The following is a 20,862-nucleotide window of genomic DNA, read 5'->3' on the forward strand; positions in this document are numbered from 1 at the left end:
TTAATGAAAATATATCACTATCAAGTGGGAATGTATTTTAGAAAACATCATCCATTTGCCAATAAAAAGTAAAAATTTGAAGGAATTAATAATAAATGAAAAGAAAATATATGTGTTAGATTCAATTATAATGAGTAGAAACATATTTCACCATTTGATAAAGAATCTTATGATTCTAAGCTAATCAAGGCTAACTTATTTTCTCCTAATTTTAGCTTGCCTCTTAATTAAAACCGCTTATATAGATAAACATTCTTATTTTGGTAGTTATTTTTTTAGTTTCAATGCACTTGTACCATACTCACATAAAGAAAAGCTTATTTGAATTGAAGTTCATGTAGGATTTCCCCTATTTTCTAAAATATAAGTGTAATTTCTTTAATAATCTGCACTAAAATTAAATTCTATACATATATTTAAATTAGAACGATTGTACTAATTAAAGGGAGGAGAATGTATTTGAATAAAAGGCGTTATGATAGTGAGATTACAAAAAAAGAAATCATGGAGCATGCATCTCTTTTGTTTTCTCAAAAAGGATATAACCAAACATCTGTCGGAGATATTTCCAAATTCTCTGGTTACAGTAAAGGACATATATATTATCATTTTACAAACAAAGAACAGCTATTTGTTCTCTTAGCGCAAGAAACTATGCAAAATTGGTATGAAAAATGGATAGCAAAAGAATCTACTTATTCAACCGCAACTGAAAAACTATACGGCATGGCAATTCATGTCCTTTATAATTACCAAACGCCGTTATTAAAATCAGGTCAAGAGCTCGCTTCAAACCCAAAATCTAGTCCTGAATCAGTCCAGAAATTATTCGATTTATCAATTGTACCAATGAATACTTATCAAACAATTTTAAAAGAGGGGGTAGAAAAAAAGGAGTTCAAAGATGGTAATCTAGACGAATGGACTATATTGCTAGGAACTTGGCTTGGGGGATTATGTCAGCTCACGAATACACATGAGTTGAAAACACTAGAACCGCTGTTTAATCAAGCGATTACAATCTTTTTAGAATCCATAAAAGACGGGGGAAATGAAAATGAAGATTGGATTAATTGGTGATAGTTTAACTGAAGGGCGTCCAGGAGTGTCCTTTGTGAACATATTAAAACGAAAATATCCAAGTATCACATTTTTAAACCTTGGTAAACCAGGGGAAACGGTTAAAAGTTTGCATACACGATTAACGAAAATCAAGTTGGAATCAAATTTTGATTTAATCTTCCTTTGGATTGGTACTAATGATGTTTATTCAAAACTGTTAAAAGTGCAAGCTCAACCAATTGTAGAAGACCATAGAGAATTTAATAATTATTTCAACAAAATACTAAATATAGTCATTCCTGTTTCCAAGTACGTTGTTGTGGTTTCACCAGCAATAGTGGGAGAAAACTTAACAAATCAATCAAATTATGAGTTAAAGGGTTTGTCTTCTATTATTGAAAATATCTCGAGTCAATTTTTAAATGTTAGTTTTCTGGATATGCAATCAGTTTTTGAGAAACGGTTGGCTAACGTGAACAGTTCAGACTATATCAGCACAAGTGTGATGACAGTAATGAAGGATGTGTTTCTTTATAAGAATCCAATTCGAATTGATCGATTATCCAGTAAGCGAGGTCTCCATTTGACTTTAGATGGTATTCATTTAAATAGCAATGGTGCTTTGTGTGTGGCAGAAGAATATGCATCTATGATAAATCAACTTTTATTCGATAGCAGTGGTACCATTCAGTCACAAAAATAGATTAATTTATGGGGGGAACTGTAATGGGAGAAAATAAAAAGATTGCTATTGTAACAGGCGGTGCCTCAGGGATCGGCAGAGCCATTTGCAATGAATTATCGTCTCGAAATGTATTTGTAGTTATCGCTGATATTAATGAGAGAGAAGGAAAAGTGATTGAAGAAAAGCTTAACCAAGACGTTTTAAATTCTAGGTTTATGTATTTAGATGTTACTGATTACAATTGTGTAGAACATGTAATCAAAGAGGTATATGAAGAATTTGGCAGGATAGACTATCTATTTAATAATGCTGGAATCTCTATGTACGGTGAATTGTATGATATGTCGTTAGAAAACTGGAAAGAAATTGTTGATATCAATTTATGGGGAGTCATTCATGGTACTCAAATGGGATATAAGATAATGAAAGAACAAGGGTTTGGACATATTGTCAACACGGCATCTGCTGCAGGTCTTGGTCCATCCCCAATAGCTTCGGCCTACTCTACGACTAAACATGCTATTGTAGGTTTAACAACCTCCCTTCATTATGAAGCGGAAGAGTTTGGTATTAAAGTAAGTACGCTTTGTCCGTCTTTCGTTGATACTCCAATATTTGACGCTGCAAAAGCCATAAATATCGATAAGTCTGCTTTAACTAAACAAATGAAAAAACACAAGATGATGTCTCCTCAAAAACTTGCAAAAATTGCTATTGATGGAGTTCATAAAAATAAACCTATAATATGCCCAATGCCACTACGTAAAACAATGGATGTCATATTTACAATATTCCCCCCAATGCATAATGCATTAGCGAGGTTTGTTTGTAAAGTGGTTAGAGAGGCCAAAGGTTCAACTGGATAATTTTTATGATCCCTCGCAAAATAATCCAACAAAACTGGTCAAACCTTCGCTATTTAGTTAAGAAATAAATTCAATTTGTTATGTAAAAAAATCAACCAAATGTTATTTTAGTCTGTTGTTAAAATGAGACCATTAATAAGTTGGTTTCATTTTTTTGACCAAAAATAATTATAGAAATAGAAGTATCCACTTTCTTGTCTAAAAAGTATCTAGATTCATGTCTTTCTACATTTAAGAAGGGGAGGGAGGATGAACAAAATACCAACTGTTCGTTAAATGCCGATTTAACGAATAGTTGGATGGTGAAATTCTATCTCTACTAGGGGTAACATCACATTGCTATTAAATTAAAATTTATAAACCTAAAAAAGAGTAGAAAGATTTATTTTTCACGCTTCTTATTATTAATAAATATTTACTATTGTTCTAAATTTTTTATATAAGATTTCACAGCCTGCAATAAGAATTCTTCCTGTCCCATACCTGCAGCCGCTGCCATTTGTACTATTTTTTGTTTGAAATCATGATTTGCATGAAAAGTTAATGACTCTACATTACTTTTAAAGTAAATACCTTCTACATGTGGAAGTATCGTGCCGGAGTTCATATGAGAATGTAAGTATTTAATCTCCTCTTGAAACTGCAATGGATCAACTTGTAATACGAAAGGTTTAATTTCTAATTTGATAGTATCAGATGAAATACTCAATCGCATATTTGTGACACCTAGTTCTTTATAAAATAAATTTATTAGATTATAGGTGATGGAATGAAATAGCTGAGGTTTTTTAAATGAAAAAGATAAATACCCTCGTTTCGTAATTACCGCTTGTTTATGGAAAGAATCAAATGAGTAATCATGTTCTTTATAAGTGGATAGAGGGAATATTTCTTCGTCTTCTGTAAGAATCTTGCCGTCTGCTCCATTGATCTCTATTACCCTAGCTGTTTTTCCTGTATGTTGATGTGTTAATAATTGATATAGATAAATTTCTTCTTCTTGAATCTTAGTAATGAATGTTTTTCGCTCTTTTGATGTAGTTTTTTCATAAGTAAGTTGAAAAGTTTCAAGATCATCTTTATCAATGATATATACTTCTTTTCCACGTTTATCAATCTTTGAAGCAGGTAATTTACCAGATTTGATATAGGTAAAAACTGTAGATGGTGCTACATTGAGAATTTCAGCTGCTTCTTTTGTGCTATATCCTTCAACCTCTTCAATATTTTTTAAACGTTCAATATCCTCTAAATAATAAATCTTACTACCGAATTGCTTCCAGTTATCTTTATATACACACTCTATTAATCCATCTTTTTCTTTTTGTAAAATTGTTTGTACCGTTACCCCTAATAAGCTGGCTGCCTCTTTTGTCGTTACAGTAGGTTTTGTAATGAACAATAAATCTTGTGTCATGAAAGGACACCTCCATAACTATCGTTTGTTAATATTTTAGGTATGTATATATCATATCAGAATATGATTTATATTTAAAATAATAAATAGAATTTATTAAAGTTCTTATACATATTTATAATTTTAAAATACTTGTAATTCGTTTTGTATTTTAATAGGTTTTTATAGTTGATTTTATTATAAAAATAATTTTAATGTTAAATAGTAAATAATTAAAAGATATCTATTTACTAATAAATTATAAAAAAATATAAATATAAGTGAATAGAGAAGAATATAGCATTCTTATAGAAAGAATATGAATTATCATTTGTATAATGTATAGAAGTAAAATAAAATGATAATTAAGGATAATAAAGAGAATTATATTCATAATCTTCAATAGGAGTGGTGAATTCGAATTATGGATAAACAAAATGAAAAAGAGAACTTACCTATAATAAAGAATAAAAGTGAAAATATAGATACATATGTAGAAAACATAAGAGATATGGTTCCATTCTTGCATGATAGTCGTTATGTAGATAAGGTGGAAGAAAAGATGGAGGTTGCAGAAAAAGAGGGAAAGAGTAAATATACGTATTTAAGTGATCTGGAAGTCATTTATCATTTCGTACATTTACAAAAAGATATGGATGAGAAGAAGAATAGAAAAGAGGATACGAAAAAGAGTTATATATCTGAAATCTTGTCATTTTGTCAGTGCATGGTGCAACATGCAGAAGAATTCGAATTGAATGGGGAAGAGGTACAGCAAAATGATTCGTTATTAAAAACATTAAAGCCTTGGCATATTCGTAAATATAATGCTTGGTTGAAGCAGGTAGAGAACGGGAGAAATGGAGATACGTACGCAGTCGCAACACTTGCAAAAAAATCAGTACTTATACGTTCTTTTCTAAAACATCTTCATGTATTTGCTTATATTGAAAGACCTGTTCATGAAGAACTGCAGCGCGCTAATGTAAATGAACAGGATCGGCCAAATCGGGACTTATCTTATGATGAAGTGATGAAAATTTTAAGGTTTTATAAAGAACAAGGGCATTTAGTAAACTATACAATTTTACTAGCTCTAGCAAGTACCGGTGCAAGAATTCAAGAATTGTGCACCGCGAGAGTGAAAGACTTACATTATGACGGAATGTATTGGTTAAAAGTCACAGGAAAAGGAGATAAAGCACGTGAACTTTTCATTCCTGAGCATTTATTCCAATGTATTAGCGAAATGAGACGGAGAAGAGGATTCCAGACTATATTGGATCGGGGAGATGAATGTCCTTTATTCGTAAATCAAAGAGGGAATTTTTATAATCCAAAAACGTTATCAAATCAGGTAACAGACATGATAAAAAAGACAAATTTAGATTTTCTAAAGTATCGTGAAAATCCTGTAACGGCACATACATTCCGTCATGCTTTTGCAATCATGGCAGTTGAACAGGGAAATGCAGATTTATATCATTTAATGCAAACACTTGGTCATGAAAATATCCAAACAACAAAGATTTATTTAGAAAAACATATGAAACGGAAGAATAATGTGGGGACTTCATTTGCGGATATGTTGGTTTGAAATTTTAATATGAAAAATTGTTTAATTGTGTATTTTTTACATAATTAAATGTACATTATTTAACATGTGAGAAGAGTACTCAAGAATCTACACATTAAGAAATGGCTAAGAAAAATCAATAAAGGTAGAGTCCTGGCGTTCATTTAGAGAAGAAATGAATTTGTTAGGAATTCAGGATTTAGATGTGTTTCAAATTCAGTTAGTGGAATATGGTAAAGAGAGAACGAAAAAGAATTTTCCTAAAAATAATAGAAGAAAATAGTTTACTTACGTATAAATATCATAATTAAGCACATGTTATATACAAATATAGTGGAGGTGCAATTATGAATATTCAAAGACACGAAAGTAATACAAATGAAATTCTTATTTCTGCTGCAGCAAGTGCTATTGAGCAAATGAAGTATGAAATTGCCCGTGAATTAGGAGTCACACTTGGACCAGATACATCGTCACGTGCAAATGGCTCTGTCGTTGGAGAAATTACAAAACGCTTAGTTCGAATGGCTGAAAAGCAATTATCAGGACAACACAGATTACATTAAGTCAAAATAAAAAGGATCCATAAAACTGATTATTTTTCCTTTTATTTGCATTAAATCCGAAAATTGGTTTTTATAACTTAAAAACGACCTTCCAGATTCCTTTATAAGAGGTTTTATTCAACGAGGGAATACAATAAGGGCTAATTTTTAAAAAATTCATTACAAGTAGATTAAGGGCTGTTTAACATATTCTTATTATATTTTATTGTTTTTTTACTAGTTTATTAAAAACTTATAATTAGTGAAGTCATCGCTTTAATTTACCATTGATATTGATCGATAAATAGGGGGCACCATTTCCTACACGGTAGCCTTTAGAAAAAAGAAACAACCTTTTACTATAATTGACGTTGTATGAGCTTAGCTTGATAGCAATGTGGTGGTACCCCTACAAACAAAAAAAGATAAGATCCGGGAACACGATCTTATCTTTAGCACAAGGAGTAAACAAAAACACCCAGAGACAAAATTTTAATTTATTTTTAATGTGAAATGGAACAATTGGTTTCCCTTTACTACCAATCTGTTTCATTTCCATTGCAATACCCCATCTTTCTTAATTGAATATGTTTTCTATTACCCGTTTCAAGCTTTTTCCCATACCTTTTACTGCCCATACTAGTTTAATGAACACTTTAAAGATAGCATCCCATACGTGTTCATTAATAAAAAATTCATATACTTTCTTTAACCACTCTTTCGGGGATTTACTCTTACGTTTAAACCTTTGCCAATGCGTTTCTTCACTAGTTTTCATAACTACCCCATCTTTCTTAATCGAATATGCTTTCTATTAGAAGTTTTAACACCTTTCCAATACCCCAAAACACCCAACCTATTAGTCTAAAGAAACCTTTGAAGATGAAATTCCATATGATATCGCTTATAATGAAGTCTATTACTTCCAGTAACCAGTTTCCAAAGGATTTACTCTTACGTTTAAACTTACTCCATCTTGACTCCTTATAAAAATACATCATCCCCCTCCTTTACGGAAGATACACATCTATTTTACGTTTATGAAGAACTCGTTTTGAGTTCTTTCTTAGATTTAGTTTTAATTTAAAAGTATGTTGTTTGATACACCTCTTGCAAACGACTGGATTGTTTGGCATACCATAGCATCCACACTCGTAACTGCTAAAACATACTTCAGATTTATAGTCTTTTTCTACTACCGTAAGGTCTTGACAGATATCATATAACCGATCCTTTGTATCTTTTGTCTTTCTCCATCTTTGTTTCACCAAAACTCTATCTTTATTAATTTCCATTTTAGGAGGATTCTGTTGTATTAGCTTGATAGCGATGTGGTGGTACCCCTATTAGATTATGATAGTCGATATGCTTCCTATAGCCCAGAAAAGAACTAAAAACTCTAGTGAAATCCAAAGTACTTTTTCTCAGGTTTTTGAAATTCTTTTATTAAATAAAAAACAGTACTAATCGCTATAATGATGAAAAGAACGAGGTTTATCATATCTGACAATTTAATCACTCCTAATTTTAAATTAAATTCATTATATAACGATTCCTAAATTTTTAGTTAATTACCGGTGAGAATTAAGCAAAATTTAAACAAAAACACCTATATTAGGCTTTAGTTATAGGTTTTCCCCCTATAAAATCAACTATTTGTGCCCCAAACTATAGGGTACGCGAATTACTTTGATATTATCTTTGAACGAACAAAATAACTCCTTTCGAAAAACAAATGAACTGATATTAATCAACTTCCAATAACAAATTTTATGTAAATAAGCTGTCCATATGGACAGCTTATTATATTTTTGCTTAGTGTATATTTTCGTTAAAATGTTGGTGGTACGCCTAGTGGAGCAAAATTAATACAGATATTTTTATATTGATGAAATTCATTTTTATTTTGAGCTCAACCGGTATTGTTAGCTTAATAGGGTTACGTGTGTACTATAAATAATAAGCTTCGTTAAAGTGCAGGGAAAAAGGAAGTGAAAAATATGGCTAAATACACTGAAGAGCAATTTATATATTTTACAACAAAATCAATTTATTTAGAATCAATTAAAGGGAACCAGGAAACATATTGGGATGAATATAGAAAACTACAAGACTGGCTGCAAGAACAGCAACTAAGTACCAGTTTTATTAGTTGGGTTGAAAAGAGGATGAAAGAAATAGTTCTTAATTTATCCTTTAGAAGTATTCCTTTATATCATCATGATGAAAATGTATTTAATAAATAGGGTAAGTTAGGCATCCTGAGGGATACTTTTTCTTTTGGCATAGAAATCCCCTTGGTGACTATATTTTAAATATAATTAATAAATGGGGTACGTGAAATTTAATAATGTGTGTAGAGATGAGATTACATTTAACACAATTAGGGAAGAATGGCATATAAGATGATGGATTAAATACATATACTTTTATAAAAATGAAGGAGTGTTATGAACGCAGTTTGTAAAGATTTTAAGCAGACCATAAACGCAGTAAGTGCTGCCAACACATATTTAGATTGCTTAGTACAAACCAAAACATATCTGCACTTTCTAATACTTATCATATTTTGTATTATTACTGTTTACATACCTTTTCCATCATTCATGCTTAATTATATAAATGAATTGGATATACTGATGCAATACATAATTAAATCTGTTTATTTTTCTTTTCCTATTTATAATGAGGGATCAATGGTTTTTGTTTTCTAAAAAAATCACTTTCCGGCAACTAAAAATTTCTTTTTTTTGTGCTTTCATTATTTATGCTATTATGTTGTTTTTTTAGCCGTACTAATATCTTTTACAACATTCAGAGGAGCATCTAATGAAGGGATTACTAATATGCTTCACAAAACACCTGGGATTGCAATTCAATTAATCGGAGAGAACATTATGTTTGTATCTATATTGTTCTTTTGGCATAAGATCATACGCTTCTTCAAAATAAGCCCCATAGCTTCAATTACAGTCTCTTTAATATTGTCTGGAAGCTCATTTGGATTACTCCATCTCTCTACGTATAACTATAATTGGGTACAATGTTTAATTATCATTGGATTACCAGCTATCGCTAAAATGATTTTTTTCTAATATTTAAAAATATTCATATGGGATACATACTTCACTTCAATTACAATTTAATCATTATACTTTTTAACTATATGGCTTCAATTTAGAATGATGTATCACTAAAAAGTAAAAGAAAAGGCACCCCTGCTTTTCTAAGGGGTATAACTCATTAGCTAAGCGGCCGTTGGTTAAGTATACCGCCTAGACCATTACATGAGTTATGTTTTTATTATACATTGATCATATCAAAAATATTATCATTAGTGAAATTAACTTTTATTATTTTTTAATTTTAAAGCTGCCACCATAATAATTATGTTTATCAATTTTCATAACATCTACAAATAATCCTGGCTTATAAACTGATGTAATAGGTGTTACAAAGCTCCCATAAATATGCGCAGTACTAGAATCATAATTTGTTTTTTAACTTTGTGAGATAGTTTTAGAGACAAAAATAATAGAAATGGAAAAAGAAAGGATGAAAGCAATCTATATACGTCCTAATGTAAAATATATATTGCGTTTATTTTGTTTATAATTTAATATATAGAATATAAGATAAAAAGTAAAGATTACCTTTACAAACGGGGTGCATTTAATGTCAGTAAGCAAAATAAAAATTGCAAGAACAGAAAAGGGGCTAACTCAACAAGAATTAGCTGGGCTTGTAAATGTTACCCGACAAACAATCGGCCTTATTGAACTTAATAAATACAATCCATCTTTAAAGCTTTGTATTGATATAGCTAAATCACTCGATAAAACTTTAGATGAATTATTTTGGGAGGAAAAATAGAATGGAAAAATTTAAAAATTTATTTTCACTCAGTACACATTCAGATGAAAGAATTCAACAAATCGAAATGAAAATTTGGGCTCAATCTGGAATTGTGGTTTTATTGCTAGCCTTCTTAGATTTAATAATAAGGGGCGTATACTTACAAAGGCCGTTTCTAGAATGGGCTACAGCTCTTGGTATCATTATCTGTTATATGGTATTCTTCTTTATTAGATCCATTTTAGCTGGTGTTTACGAACCAGAAATCGATAACAAGGAAAAATTAAAACAAAAATTAAAAGCTAAATTATCTTATACTCTTATTTTATCTTTTTCTGGTGTAGCCTACACTACATATCATAATCAATTACCTCAAGATATTGTTGGATGGATCTTAGTATGTATTAAGTTTATTCTACTTGTTATTATTTTGTTCGGTATTCAATATTTTATTACTATATTAGCATGGAATAAATCCAATAAAATTCAATAAGTATAGACAAAAAAGCTTATCTTTTAGTAAATAATGATAAGCTTTTTATTATTTTCTTCCTATCTTTTTCGTTTTAGGGGTATTTTGTTTTGTTAGCTTGATAGCGATGTGGTGTGACCTCTAAATGCTTTGAAAATCCTATCTCTTGTGTTGATAAAGCTGTAGAAATATAAAACAGAATATTCCATCTTATATTTATAAAACTTCAAATTATTTACATATTTAGGGAATAAAGTTATGTTTGTGATGATATACAATAAATGGAGGGAAGGGATCTTATATGTTTAAAAAAGTAGCTTTAGGGATTTCATCGTTAGCAATCATTACATTTGTAGGTTTAGGAATGGCAACAGAGGCATCTGCTGGTCCTGCAGCACCATTATCTTCATTAAACGTTGTACAAGTAGAGTCTGAGCAAGGTGGGATAGAGACTATCAATACTAATAGCTTTAGTACAGCAAGAAACCATGGGGGAAGTTACCTATATATTTACACAAAAGAAATTGGGTATGGACAAAATCCAATTGCAAAAATGAATGGTTCATCAGTAAAGAGTATTGGATCAACTGTAATTGGGGGCAACCCAATTGTTGGTTGGTATTATAAATGGGATGCATCTGGGCATCAACAGGGGACATTTGAATATCAAAAAACCTCTATTAATTTCCCATTCAATACAATGCGTACTTCACTTTATATACAATAAATAACCAGAGATAAATTGTAGGAATAACTATTTAGATACGAGTTCTTATGGGGTTGTTTATTCTTTGAAATGAATACTATTTTTATAATGATATTTTTCTTTTGTTTTATAACTATGTTATCTATTTATAAAAGTTCATAGTCATGATGGCTTTACGTATCTATATAAACATAGTTTTGGAGAATGGATACCTCTTATTATAGGGTTCTTTATAATTTGGCAGAATCAAAAAAATTTAATAGGAGATAATTAAGGACTCTGAGATTTGATACAAACAAATTAATAAATAATGTTCAATAAATAAGTTTGTTCCTTTGGTATGGCAACCTTTAATTTTTAAAAAATACAGAATGAGAGGAGTTTTAATATGAAAAAACAAAGTCTAGCTATAGCTACTATTCTATCATTAAGCTTAACTGTATTTGGTGGTACTACATCTACATTTGCGATGAGTGAGCCAAATGATAATGTGACGGTTCAATCTACATCAAAATATATAGGAAATATACCGTCAAAACCCAAGGACTGTAATAATGTAGACAAATATAAGCTGTGTACAAACAAAGAAGAAGCTGATGCTTGGGGGAAAAAACAATTTAATAAGTGGAGTAAAGAAGAGAAATCTGCCATAAGAGATTATACAAAAAATGCAAGACCGTATAATGAATTTTTAAGAATGCATGCGGGTAAATTAGATTCTGATCCTACAATGAAGAAAAAAATTGAATCCTTAGATAAAGCATTAAATAGAAAAGAGGCAAAAGTGAATGACAATATAAAAGTGTATCGAGGGGATGATGCATGGATTTTTGGAAAGGAGTATGATAATTCCATAATAAAAAACGGCAAGGTTGATAGGGAGAAATTCAAGGAAATACAAAAAAAATTCCAAGGAAAAACAACAACAGAATTTGGGTATATAAGCACTTCTATACTTATTGATGCCGGATATGCCAAAACAAGACCAGTTATGACAGAATTTAAGGTAGGCTCTGGGACTCATGGTGCTTATATGAATTCAGATGACTTGACTGCGTACCCAGGGCAATACGAATTATTATTGCCAAGAAATACCGTCTATAAAATTGAAAAAATATATATAGCTATAGATAACAATACCCAAAAAGAACAAATAAAAGTGGAGGCTACAATTAAATAAATCTAATGAAGTTAAATTTTTAAAAATAAAGTGATTCAGAATAACTATATAGATCCGAATACGCAACGCATGTAAATAATCCAAATAAAAACCGTAAGGATTTCTAATCTTTACGGTTTCTATCATTTTAGCCAAGAAGACTCCTTCCTCAAGGAGCGTGAAGAGTTACAGCCCAGTGAGTAGGCGGGAGATGAATTGGCTTCGAACAAGGGATGGCAGGGATCCATCCTAATTGTTCGACATATATAAAATGTTACTTTGCTATCTATCGAATATATTTTAGATAAGTTTAATTTGATATTCTTGAAGCCAGCTATTCACTTGAAGTAGATAATCAATTAAACCTCTAGCCTCATTACCATTAATGATTTCATCTGTACCTAGTGCAATTGAACGAACCTTTTCTACGTTAATAAGAGGTAGAATAGGAGAGGTATTATCGTTTAATACATCTAGCATCCATACACTAATTCCTTGTAAATAGGTGTTATCTTTTGTACTTGGATATGCACTTTTTTTACGATAACATACATCTGTGGGAAGAACATTCTGGAAAGCTCGACGTAAAATTCCCTTTTCAATATTATCGATACTTTTTATTTCAAACGGTACATTCCAGAGATATTCAACCAGTCTATAATCACAAAATGGAACACGTACTTCAAAACCTGTCATCATGCTAGTACGGTCTTTTCTCTCTAACATAAAAGGTAGGAAGCGTGTAATAAACATATAAGACATTTGACGTTGTTTTGCTTGTATATCATTTTCTCCTTCTAAAAAGGGTATTTCATTTACAGCTTCTTGAAAACGTTGTTTTTGATAGTTGATAGGATTTATTTTTGTTTTTAAGTCTTCTGATAAAATTTCTGTAATATAAGAATAGTTTACATTCCAAGGGAAAATATCCGCTTTTAAAAACTCTTCTTGATGGAACCAAGGATATCCAGAAAAAACTTCATCTGCTGATTCTCCTGAAAGGGCTACTGTAGCATCTTTTTTCATTTCTTTAAAGAGAAGATATAAAGATGTTTCAAGTTCCCCAACACCTGGTAAGTCACGAGCCCTCATTGGAATTAATAAATTTTCAATGAGCTTTTCAGATCCTAATTCAAAAGAATGATGTTGTGTTCCAACATGCTCAGATACACGTTGTACCCAAGGTTCATCCCGATCACGGCGAAGAAAATCTTCTTCGAAATCTCGTTCTTCATTTGTAAAAGTTAGAGAATAAGTATGAAGTGTCTTTCCGATTTGTTTGAATTCATTTCCTGCTAACCCAGTTAAACCACTGGAATCTAAACCTCCTGATAACATAGTAACCACGGGTCTATCGGCAACTAATTGTCGTTTCACTGTATCCTCTAAAATAGATTGAATTGTATTAACTGTAGTATTTATATCATCTGTATGTGGTTTGCTTTCTAGTTTCCAGTATTGCTTACTTTCAGTTTTATTAGTAGTAAACAGAATGTAGTGTCCCCCGCGCACTTCATGTAAATCTTTAAATACTGCATGACCAGGTGTTCGCATTGGACCAAGACAGAAGATTTCGGAAAGTCCTTCTGTATCTACCTCTGCTTGTACATTTGGATGAGAAAGTAATACTTTTATTTCAGATCCGAAGATAACCGAATTATCACGTTGTGCAAAAAAGAGTGGTTTCACCCCTAAATGATCACGGGCTAACATGAGTCGTTGCAATTTCTCGTCCCAAATACCAAAGGCGAAAATCCCGTTAAGGTGTTGTACACAATCCTCTTTCCATTCTAGATATGCGTGTAATAATACCTCGGTATCTGATTTTGTTTGAAATACATGGCCCAAATGCTCTAGTTCAATACGTAGTTCTTGGTAGTTATAAATTTCTCCATTAAATGTTAGTGAAACAGTTGTCTCCTCATCCTTATACAACATGGGTTGTAGACCACCTTCAGGATCAATTACAATAAGACGACGGTGACCAAAAGCTGCATGTTTAGAGAACCAAAATCCTTCTGCATCTGGTCCACGATGTATAATAGAATTTGTCATGTTTTTTAAAGTTTCTTTTTGTTTAGAAAGGTCCATTGACCAATCAACCCATCCCGCTATTCCGCACATATATAATACCTACTTTCCATTTGATTAGTAAACATCATAGTATTTCTATAAATTTTTTGTTTAGTAATAAGTTTTTAATCATATTAATAATGCTTATTTAAATGATGCATATCCTTGATTTTTCGTTATTTTTAGTTGCATTACCTGCTATCTGGATACCAGCTAATAGGTGTATCAACAATTGCTTGTGCAATTGCAAATATCCGTATTCCATAATCGTCTTACTCTAAAGTTGCTGATTTTGTTTTGTCATCATAATAACAGCACCCTTTGAAACAGGATAAACATAAGTACCTATTGATGCTAGAAAACTAAAAACAGAGGCAATATTAATAATTACACCATGAATATGTAATTCACGCGTTTTTTAGCGGTGCCAATAATACCATAGGTTCCGCCGTGTTGATTGATATAAATGATACGATGGTAATCATTCAAGTCATGTTCTAAAACAGCAGTGGGATAGCCAATACCGGCATTGTTAAACATAATGTAAATTCTTTCAAAAGCTTGAACAGTTTTTTCTATTAATCACTCAGTTCCTTTAAACTTTGAAACATTTGTTTTTATAACAATCGATCCTCCAGCATTTTCCTAGATGGCTATAGCGGTTGCATTACCTAGCTCCACATTAAAATTAGCTATTACAACTTGATTTCCTTTTGAGCAAACTTTTATGTAGTTTCTTTACCAATTTTTCTGTCTCGACCAGTGATAAAAGCGACTCTTCTCGGGTTTAGTGTTATCCATCTCCTTTATTTTTATATAATGAATGTTAAATGTGTTTATACAAAATTGTTATTAATTGAAAGATTAATAACAACTATCTGTATTGTAACTCTATTTATAATTCATTAAAATTTAGATATATTTACTAATAATTAAGTAAATCTTAATAAAGGGAGTATTAAGATGAATTTTGAACAAATGGAGTATATCGTAGCGGTAGCGAATACTGGATCATTTACTAAGGCTGCACTCCAGTCTCACGTTACTTTATCAGCAATTAGTCAATCTATTTCCTTGTTAGAAAATGAACTGGGAGTAAAACTCTTCGCACGTTCACGAGGGTTGGGGGCAGTTCCGACTTCCGAGGGGAAATCGATTATAAAAAAAGCTAGTGATATTCTACTGCAAGTAAAAGAATTGAAAGAAGAAGCGCAAATCTACAATCATACTTTAAACGGGGAGTTAAGAATTGCGACAATCCCTGGGCCTATGCATGTACTAATAAATATAATTTCGACATTCAAAAAGGAGCATCCTTATGTAAATATAAAGGTTTATGAAAAAGATCATAAAAAAATACTAGAAGACCTTCAACAAGGCGAGATTGATATTGGATTTATTGCATCATCAGAGAAGTTTAGAGAGAGGCATAATAATTTTACATTTAAAAAAATAATAGACGTTAAAATAGTTGTGGGAGTTAATAAAAATTCTCCACTTGCATTAGAGAAAATCCTTGTACCAGAACAGTTAATAAATCAGGATTTGGTTTTATATGATGATGAATACATTCGGGATAGCATTAATAAGTTATTTTCTAAGTATGGGAATGTGGATATATTATTCATCTCTAATAATACGCAAGCAATAGAAAATGCAGTGAAGCAAGAACTAGCTATTACAATTGGATTGGATTATTCATTCAAACATAATCTATTAAATAATCAAAAAGAAATGCTTTCTATTGTATTAGATGTACCTAACCTAGAGCCTCTTTCTTATGGATGGGTCCTTAGTAAAGACAAGCAACCTTCAAACATACTAGTGAGGTTCATTAATAAGCTTCAGTTTGAGTAGAAGATTGGTTTAAATTGCTTAGTAGACGGTATAAATGAACATTATTAAAAATTAAGCTATTATTATCCCATACATTAAATTAATTAGGAGAATGTAGTTAAATCTAACATACGAATCCGCTTGAAAACAGAAGTATATGGAGAAGGAATCGACATATATGAGGTCATTTTTTACTTAGTAGTTCGGCTAGTAGGTGTTGTAAAAGTTGGATGGCCGTTTTATTAAACCATTGATTCAATCCCTCAGGGCAGATGGGTAATTCTGTTGATGCTTCTAAATAGCTAGATAACTGAGTTAAAGAAGTCATAGCTACATTTTGGCTCACTCATACACATAAAGCTGCTAAATCTTTTGCTTGGTACTTACTGGTTCGTCGTATAAACCCAATATCTCTAGCAAGATTCCGTAAGGTATTTGGAGGTGAAAAACTTTGAATCTCTTGAGCAAATAGTTGTAATTCGTCAGACACAGACATAAAAACGCCATCCCTTCTTATGATGCTACAGAAAGATTAGCGGATTTTTTCATTTTAGGGGGCATTTTATTTTGTTAGATTGATAGCAATGGGATAGCATCACACATCCATCAAACTAAGAAAACAGATTAACCCCAAAACAAAAAAATCCTTCGCATATTATGTGAGTGAAAAAGAGAGATAAAGGTATTTTAACCTTATCTCTCTTTTTCTATATTAATTTATTTTCAGGTAAGGAGTTGATTAGTTATTACTATTAATAAGAACATGAAGAAGTGTTGATGCTGGTTGGAACTGTGGTAAAGGTTGAGGGGGGAATCCAAGGAAATAGCAGAGATGAGCATGATAATTTGGCGCAGGGTTATTAATCCATCTTCTATGAAGTTGTGGGATTATATAAGCTTTTATTATCCTGGAGATTTTAAAATAAAAACCACCTAATTATAGAAGTGATTTGAACGTAAGGAAATTGTAAGAAATGGATAAGAAAAAAGAAATTTTTATTGTATAGGATACAAATATAGAGAAGCTTAAAAGAGAGAGGGGAAATAGGATAAATTTATACGAAAAACAAACTAGTAATAAGAACATTCTAAATGAAAAAGTAATTTATGGTACTAACATACGTGTAAGAAAGAGAGGATTTACCCTTGGTTATGACAGAATGGTGCTTGTAAAAACAATCAATATAAAGATGATCTCTGTGTAGTTAGTAAGAAATAATATACAACCGCCCATACTATATGAATAGAGGGGAAGAGTGTCTTATGAAAATATATAGTTAACTTCCATTTGCAGATTTGGCACTTTTCATTGCCGGAACTTCTTTATTATACCTAACACTAACTTCAATTATAAAAACAGGTTCCACTCAAAATATACTTAGTTCATTACAAATAAGTACACAACGAGATCGTACTTCCGTCGAACAAGCAATGCGAAATACAGTGCAACTTGGATACCCCGGGATAATCACTACAGTTCCTACAGGAAAGGGAGGAATCAATGGATATGGTCTAGGAATCTATGAAACTATACTTCCTAACAGTGTCCCAATATTGGGACATACAGGTGTATCCCAGGATTTGATATTTTTGCTAGAGGTAGGCATATGTTGATCGTCAATTTGAACAGTATGGGTAGAGCCGAGAATCCTGTTCTTTTTAAAAGTATTTTACTGTTGAATTTAGACAGTAGGGATAAAGGCGGAATAGTAGTTTATGTGATGTTTGTAATTGAATAAATAAAAGATGAAATCGATTATTTATCTAAGGAGGCATTTTTCTTATGGAAAATAAATTATCTGGGGTGTTAGCCGCTACCTTGGCTCTAACGATGAGCCTACCAACAGGAGCGCTAGCATCTTCTAGCAGTAAGGATCCGGTTGTAGCTAGCCAAGAAGTTGCTAGCAAAGATTTGGAGAAAATTGCTGCAGAGAACGCTGAACTACTCACGAAGTCCTATGAGACAACTAGCGTGCAGTATGCGCTGATTGATAATGGTAAACTTATTTTGTCGGGGCAGACAGGCAAGAACGACATAGAAGGGAAAGAGCCACTAACCAAAGATACTCTATACGGAATTGGTTCAACCAGTAAAGTATATACAGCTGCGGCTGTTATGAAACTAGTAGACGAAGGAAAAGTTGATTTGGATGCTCCTGTTGCCCGCTATATTCCTGATTTCAAAATGAAAGATAAACGATATAAGCGTATTACACCGCGTATGTTGTTGAATCACTCCTCGGGTTTGCAAGGTTCCACGTACAATAATGCATTTTTATTTAAAGATAAGGATGTCCATGCCCATGATATCTTGTTGCAACAATTGTCCAACCAAAACTTGAAGGCAGATCCTGGTGCGTTCTCAGTATACTGTAATGACGGTTTTACGCTGGCTGAGATTTTGGTAGAAAGAGTCAGCGGTATGAGTTTTACTGAATTTCTACATCAAAAGTTTACAGAGCCATTAAAACTGAATCATACGATAACATCGCAAGACAAATGGGAAGACGAAAAGCGGGCTGGACAGTATTCTCCGACATACCAGGGACAGCTTCCAAGTGAAATGGTAAATTTGATTGGTACGGGAGGAATCTCTTCTACTGCAGAAGATGTGGTGCGATTCTCACAAGTATTTATGGGGCGGGGAAAAGAAATTCTCTCTAATAAAGCAGTTAAGGCGATGGAACAAGAAGAATATAAAAAAGGAATGTGGCCAGGAGATAGCGATAATGTGTTCAACTATGGTCTTGGCTGGGATAGTGTGAAACTATACCCATTTAGTGAATATGGGATAAAAGCGTTGGCTAAGGGAGGGGATACGATGCTACAACATGCTACATTGGTCGTGCTTCCAGAACAGAAGATGGCAGCAGTTGTATTGTCCTCCGGCGGCTCCAGCACGACAAATCAACTGTTGGCAAACAAATTACTGTTAACTAGACTTAAAGAGAAAGGGACAATTAAGGATATAAAACCAGATAAATCCTTTGGCAAGCCAGTCAAGGCTAAAGTACCTCAAGACGTGGTAAAAAAAGCGGGTTTTTATGGAAATATCCAAAGCCATTTCAAAATAGAAATTACGAAGAAGGGAGAACTGTTTTTACCAACTAAACCGGAAGAAAAATATGTATATACGGCGGATGGAAGCTTTATAAATGAGAAGGGTACCTCCAAGCTTAACTTCGTTACTGAGAAGAATGGAAAAGTTTATTTGAGAGAGAGCACATATGAATTATCGCCGGGATTGGGGCAAACTGTGCTGACTCAATATTTAGCCCAAAAATTAGAAAACAATGTGTTACCGAAGAAAACAGCTGCTGCATGGACCAAGCGCGAGGGTGGCAGATTCTACCTCGTTAACGAAAAATTTAATTCTATAAACTATCTAGGAAAGCTAATACCTCTTAACACACAAATTACGCTCAAAGATGGCTATTGGGACGGCAAACAAATTACAGGTCCGAATACGGCGACGCATCAAATTCAGATTCCTGTGATAAATGGGCGGGATACAAAGGAAGCTCATTTCTATACAGAGGATGGTACTGAATATATGGAGATGGCCAGCTTTTTATACGTCAGTGAATCTAACGTAAAATCCCTTGATACAGGTCTATTATCGAAAGTTACACTGCAAAAAAATGGGCATGCGAAATGGTTTACAATCCCGCAAGAGGCAGCAGGGAAAACGATGACTGTGGAGTTGCCATCAGGAAGTTCATTCGCGGTGTATGATGAGAATGGCGTATGCGTTAATTTTACGGTTGTTAGTGACAACAACAAAGTGAAACTACCAGAGAACGGGACGGTTGTATTTGCTGGCGCACCGAACTCAGAATTTACAATTGCTTTGAACTAGCTACAATTTAAGATGACCTTTAACAAAACCAGTAAGGCACAGAAAAGATGTGTTACTGGTTTTGTTTGTATTTATGCATTCTCAATGAAAAAACTTAAATAATACCACGCTTAAGCACTTTGAACTTCCGAAAATTCTGATATTTTTGGTCCTATGCCAATTAATTCATCTCCACCTACTCACTTCGCGTTCCTTGAGGAAGGAGTCTCCTTGACTAAAATGATAAAATTATCGACAAGATTGGCACTTTTTTATGTAACCAATAATGTACCGCTATCATTTCTACCTAAGAAATTAATAATCTAAAAACGAAAGAGCTATCTTGTTACAAGTTAGCACAAAATTTTGTTCTGGGGGGAGTTGTATTTTCTTAGTTTGATAGCGATGTGAGGGTACCCCATATATGTTTCATTGACTTTATAGGGGGCATTTAGTTGTTTTAAATCATGTCGGATTCTTTTGTCCAAGACTGATGAAACCAACGAATAATTGTTATAGAAGTAATGGATAAGTTCTGTTACCCTAACGTTTTCAACAAGTTATAGAAACTTAATATAGATGTAGTGGTAGTACATAATAGTTATTTGGAAAATTACCACTTATGACCATGTATATATAATAGTTAACTTTCCTCTATATGGATATGCAATTTTACATATCCATATAGAGGAAGAAAAAAGTGAAGAGTACTAAAAACTATACTAAAATAATTTTTCAGAAATGAAAATTCACCTAGTTAAATTAAATTAGGTATCTTTTTATCAGTAATATT

Annotated in this window: 17 protein-coding genes and 4 pseudogenes; 14 read left to right on the plus strand and 7 right to left on the minus strand. The window is 32.4% G+C overall.

The genetic code is table 11. The annotated features are described in order from the left end of the window. Positions 1 to 459 precede the first annotated feature (459 nt). The 3 genes from MR112_RS21980 to MR112_RS21990 are packed head-to-tail and all read left to right on the plus strand — an operon-like array spanning position 460 to position 2,613. Positions 460 to 1,080: a TetR/AcrR family transcriptional regulator gene (locus tag MR112_RS21980; RefSeq protein ID WP_242245303.1), complete on the plus strand. Its 621-nt coding sequence runs from the start codon at positions 460 to 462 to the stop codon at positions 1,078 to 1,080. After that, complete coding sequence (locus MR112_RS21985; RefSeq protein ID WP_242245304.1) at positions 1,058 to 1,765, plus strand: SGNH/GDSL hydrolase family protein; 708 nt, start codon at positions 1,058 to 1,060, stop codon at positions 1,763 to 1,765. Before MR112_RS21980 ends, MR112_RS21985 begins: the two co-directional genes overlap by 23 nt. A gap of 23 nt (positions 1,766 to 1,788) precedes the next feature. Beyond that, positions 1,789 to 2,613 carry an SDR family NAD(P)-dependent oxidoreductase gene (locus MR112_RS21990; RefSeq protein WP_242245305.1) on the plus strand — a complete coding sequence of 275 codons (825 nt, stop codon included), beginning with the start codon at positions 1,789 to 1,791 and terminating at the stop codon, positions 2,611 to 2,613. A 418-nt stretch (positions 2,614 to 3,031) separates the two neighbouring features. Here the strand turns inward: MR112_RS21990 and MR112_RS21995 are convergent, their stop codons facing one another. Continuing rightward, positions 3,032 to 4,030, minus strand: coding sequence for a helix-turn-helix domain-containing protein (locus MR112_RS21995; protein ID WP_242245306.1), 999 nt, complete (start codon positions 4,028 to 4,030; stop codon positions 3,032 to 3,034). A 403-nt stretch (positions 4,031 to 4,433) separates the two neighbouring features. Between MR112_RS21995 and MR112_RS22000 the strand changes: the two genes are divergently transcribed. Beyond that, positions 4,434 to 5,606, plus strand: coding sequence for a tyrosine-type recombinase/integrase (locus tag MR112_RS22000; RefSeq protein WP_242245307.1), 1,173 nt, complete (start codon positions 4,434 to 4,436; stop codon positions 5,604 to 5,606). A 326-nt stretch (positions 5,607 to 5,932) separates the two neighbouring features. Beyond that, complete coding sequence (locus tag MR112_RS22005) at positions 5,933 to 6,151, plus strand: alpha/beta-type small acid-soluble spore protein (protein WP_242245308.1); 219 nt, start codon at positions 5,933 to 5,935, stop codon at positions 6,149 to 6,151. Positions 6,152 to 6,707: 556 nt separating this feature from the next. On the opposite strand, the gene MR112_RS22010 is transcribed toward MR112_RS22005, so the two are convergent. Beyond that, complete coding sequence (locus MR112_RS22010; RefSeq protein ID WP_017658129.1) at positions 6,708 to 6,908, minus strand: hypothetical protein; 201 nt, start codon at positions 6,906 to 6,908, stop codon at positions 6,708 to 6,710. 16 nt (positions 6,909 to 6,924) lie between these two features. Beyond that, positions 6,925 to 7,128 carry a hypothetical protein gene (locus tag MR112_RS22015; protein ID WP_000274099.1) on the minus strand — a complete coding sequence of 68 codons (204 nt, stop codon included), beginning with the start codon at positions 7,126 to 7,128 and terminating at the stop codon, positions 6,925 to 6,927. A gap of 1,002 nt (positions 7,129 to 8,130) precedes the next feature. Between MR112_RS22015 and MR112_RS22020 the strand changes: the two genes are divergently transcribed. Continuing rightward, the gene (locus tag MR112_RS22020; protein ID WP_242245503.1) at positions 8,131 to 8,376 is read left to right on the plus strand and encodes a hypothetical protein; all 246 of its coding nucleotides are present in this window, start codon (positions 8,131 to 8,133) and stop codon (positions 8,374 to 8,376) included. A gap of 204 nt (positions 8,377 to 8,580) precedes the next feature. Continuing rightward, positions 8,581 to 9,311: pseudogene (locus tag MR112_RS28955) on the plus strand (hypothetical protein). A 172-nt stretch (positions 9,312 to 9,483) separates the two neighbouring features. Here MR112_RS28955 and MR112_RS22030 read toward each other — a convergent pair. Continuing rightward, a pseudogene (locus MR112_RS22030) lies at positions 9,484 to 9,615 on the minus strand (DUF5065 family protein); the annotation flags it as partial. Between the two features lie 190 nt (positions 9,616 to 9,805). On the opposite strand from MR112_RS22030, the gene MR112_RS22035 reads away from it, so the two are divergent. From MR112_RS22035 to MR112_RS22050, 4 genes are all read left to right on the plus strand, one after another. Then, positions 9,806 to 10,003, plus strand: a complete 198-nt coding sequence (locus tag MR112_RS22035) for a helix-turn-helix transcriptional regulator (RefSeq protein ID WP_000116560.1) — start codon at positions 9,806 to 9,808, stop codon at positions 10,001 to 10,003. A 1-nt stretch (position 10,004) separates the two neighbouring features. Further along, the gene (locus MR112_RS22040; protein WP_142419465.1) at positions 10,005 to 10,478 is read left to right on the plus strand and encodes a DUF6773 family protein; all 474 of its coding nucleotides are present in this window, start codon (positions 10,005 to 10,007) and stop codon (positions 10,476 to 10,478) included. A 280-nt stretch (positions 10,479 to 10,758) separates the two neighbouring features. Next, positions 10,759 to 11,184 carry a DUF4879 domain-containing protein gene (locus tag MR112_RS22045; protein WP_242245310.1) on the plus strand — a complete coding sequence of 142 codons (426 nt, stop codon included), beginning with the start codon at positions 10,759 to 10,761 and terminating at the stop codon, positions 11,182 to 11,184. 367 nt (positions 11,185 to 11,551) lie between these two features. Then, the gene (locus MR112_RS22050; protein WP_242245311.1) at positions 11,552 to 12,343 is read left to right on the plus strand and encodes an ADP-ribosyltransferase; all 792 of its coding nucleotides are present in this window, start codon (positions 11,552 to 11,554) and stop codon (positions 12,341 to 12,343) included. Between the two features lie 279 nt (positions 12,344 to 12,622). On the opposite strand, the gene asnB is transcribed toward MR112_RS22050, so the two are convergent. Beyond that, positions 12,623 to 14,446: an asparagine synthase (glutamine-hydrolyzing) gene (gene asnB, locus MR112_RS22055; RefSeq protein WP_242245312.1), complete on the minus strand. Its 1,824-nt coding sequence runs from the start codon at positions 14,444 to 14,446 to the stop codon at positions 12,623 to 12,625. A gap of 226 nt (positions 14,447 to 14,672) precedes the next feature. After that, the gene (locus MR112_RS28960) at positions 14,673 to 14,795 is read right to left on the minus strand and encodes an SDR family NAD(P)-dependent oxidoreductase (RefSeq protein ID WP_370658497.1); all 123 of its coding nucleotides are present in this window, start codon (positions 14,793 to 14,795) and stop codon (positions 14,673 to 14,675) included. Positions 14,796 to 15,358: 563 nt separating this feature from the next. Here MR112_RS28960 and MR112_RS22060 point away from each other — a divergent pair. Beyond that, positions 15,359 to 16,252, plus strand: a complete 894-nt coding sequence (locus tag MR112_RS22060; protein ID WP_242245313.1) for a LysR family transcriptional regulator — start codon at positions 15,359 to 15,361, stop codon at positions 16,250 to 16,252. Positions 16,253 to 16,341: 89 nt separating this feature from the next. Here MR112_RS22060 and MR112_RS22065 read toward each other — a convergent pair. After that, positions 16,342 to 16,727 (minus strand): annotated as a pseudogene (locus MR112_RS22065) (IS4 family transposase); the annotation flags it as partial. 800 nt (positions 16,728 to 17,527) lie between these two features. On the opposite strand from MR112_RS22065, the pseudogene MR112_RS22070 reads away from it, so the two are divergent. Both MR112_RS22070 and MR112_RS22075 read left to right on the plus strand, forming a co-directional pair. Then, positions 17,528 to 17,752: pseudogene (locus MR112_RS22070) on the plus strand (serine hydrolase domain-containing protein); the annotation flags it as partial. Between the two features lie 262 nt (positions 17,753 to 18,014). Next, positions 18,015 to 20,090 carry a serine hydrolase gene (locus tag MR112_RS22075; RefSeq protein ID WP_242245314.1) on the plus strand — a complete coding sequence of 692 codons (2,076 nt, stop codon included), beginning with the start codon at positions 18,015 to 18,017 and terminating at the stop codon, positions 20,088 to 20,090. Positions 20,091 to 20,862 lie beyond the last annotated feature (772 nt).

It is taken from the genome of Bacillus cereus group sp. BfR-BA-01330, assembly GCF_022663885.1.
GTDB lineage: Bacteria > Bacillota > Bacilli > Bacillales > Bacillaceae_G > Bacillus_A > Bacillus_A cereus.

Coding starts and splice junctions, on each gene's coding strand:
- MR112_RS22000 (WP_242245307.1), top strand. CDS start 4,434: ATGGATAAACAAAATGAAAAAGAGAACTTACCTATAATAAAGAATAAA.
- MR112_RS22005 (WP_242245308.1), top strand. CDS start 5,933: ATGAATATTCAAAGACACGAAAGTAATACAAATGAAATTCTTATTTCT.
- MR112_RS21990 (WP_242245305.1), top strand. CDS start 1,789: ATGGGAGAAAATAAAAAGATTGCTATTGTAACAGGCGGTGCCTCAGGG.
- MR112_RS22020 (WP_242245503.1), top strand. CDS start 8,131: ATGGCTAAATACACTGAAGAGCAATTTATATATTTTACAACAAAATCA.
- MR112_RS22075 (WP_242245314.1), top strand. CDS start 18,015: ATGGAAAATAAATTATCTGGGGTGTTAGCCGCTACCTTGGCTCTAACG.
- MR112_RS22015 (WP_000274099.1), bottom strand. CDS start 7,128: ATGTATTTTTATAAGGAGTCAAGATGGAGTAAGTTTAAACGTAAGAGT.
- asnB (WP_242245312.1), bottom strand. CDS start 14,446: ATGTGCGGAATAGCGGGATGGGTTGATTGGTCAATGGACCTTTCTAAA.
- MR112_RS22040 (WP_142419465.1), top strand. CDS start 10,005: ATGGAAAAATTTAAAAATTTATTTTCACTCAGTACACATTCAGATGAA.
- MR112_RS22045 (WP_242245310.1), top strand. CDS start 10,759: ATGTTTAAAAAAGTAGCTTTAGGGATTTCATCGTTAGCAATCATTACA.
- MR112_RS22050 (WP_242245311.1), top strand. CDS start 11,552: ATGAAAAAACAAAGTCTAGCTATAGCTACTATTCTATCATTAAGCTTA.
- MR112_RS21985 (WP_242245304.1), top strand. CDS start 1,058: ATGAAGATTGGATTAATTGGTGATAGTTTAACTGAAGGGCGTCCAGGA.
- MR112_RS22035 (WP_000116560.1), top strand. CDS start 9,806: ATGTCAGTAAGCAAAATAAAAATTGCAAGAACAGAAAAGGGGCTAACT.
- MR112_RS22010 (WP_017658129.1), bottom strand. CDS start 6,908: ATGAAAACTAGTGAAGAAACGCATTGGCAAAGGTTTAAACGTAAGAGT.
- MR112_RS21995 (WP_242245306.1), bottom strand. CDS start 4,030: ATGACACAAGATTTATTGTTCATTACAAAACCTACTGTAACGACAAAA.
- MR112_RS22060 (WP_242245313.1), top strand. CDS start 15,359: ATGAATTTTGAACAAATGGAGTATATCGTAGCGGTAGCGAATACTGGA.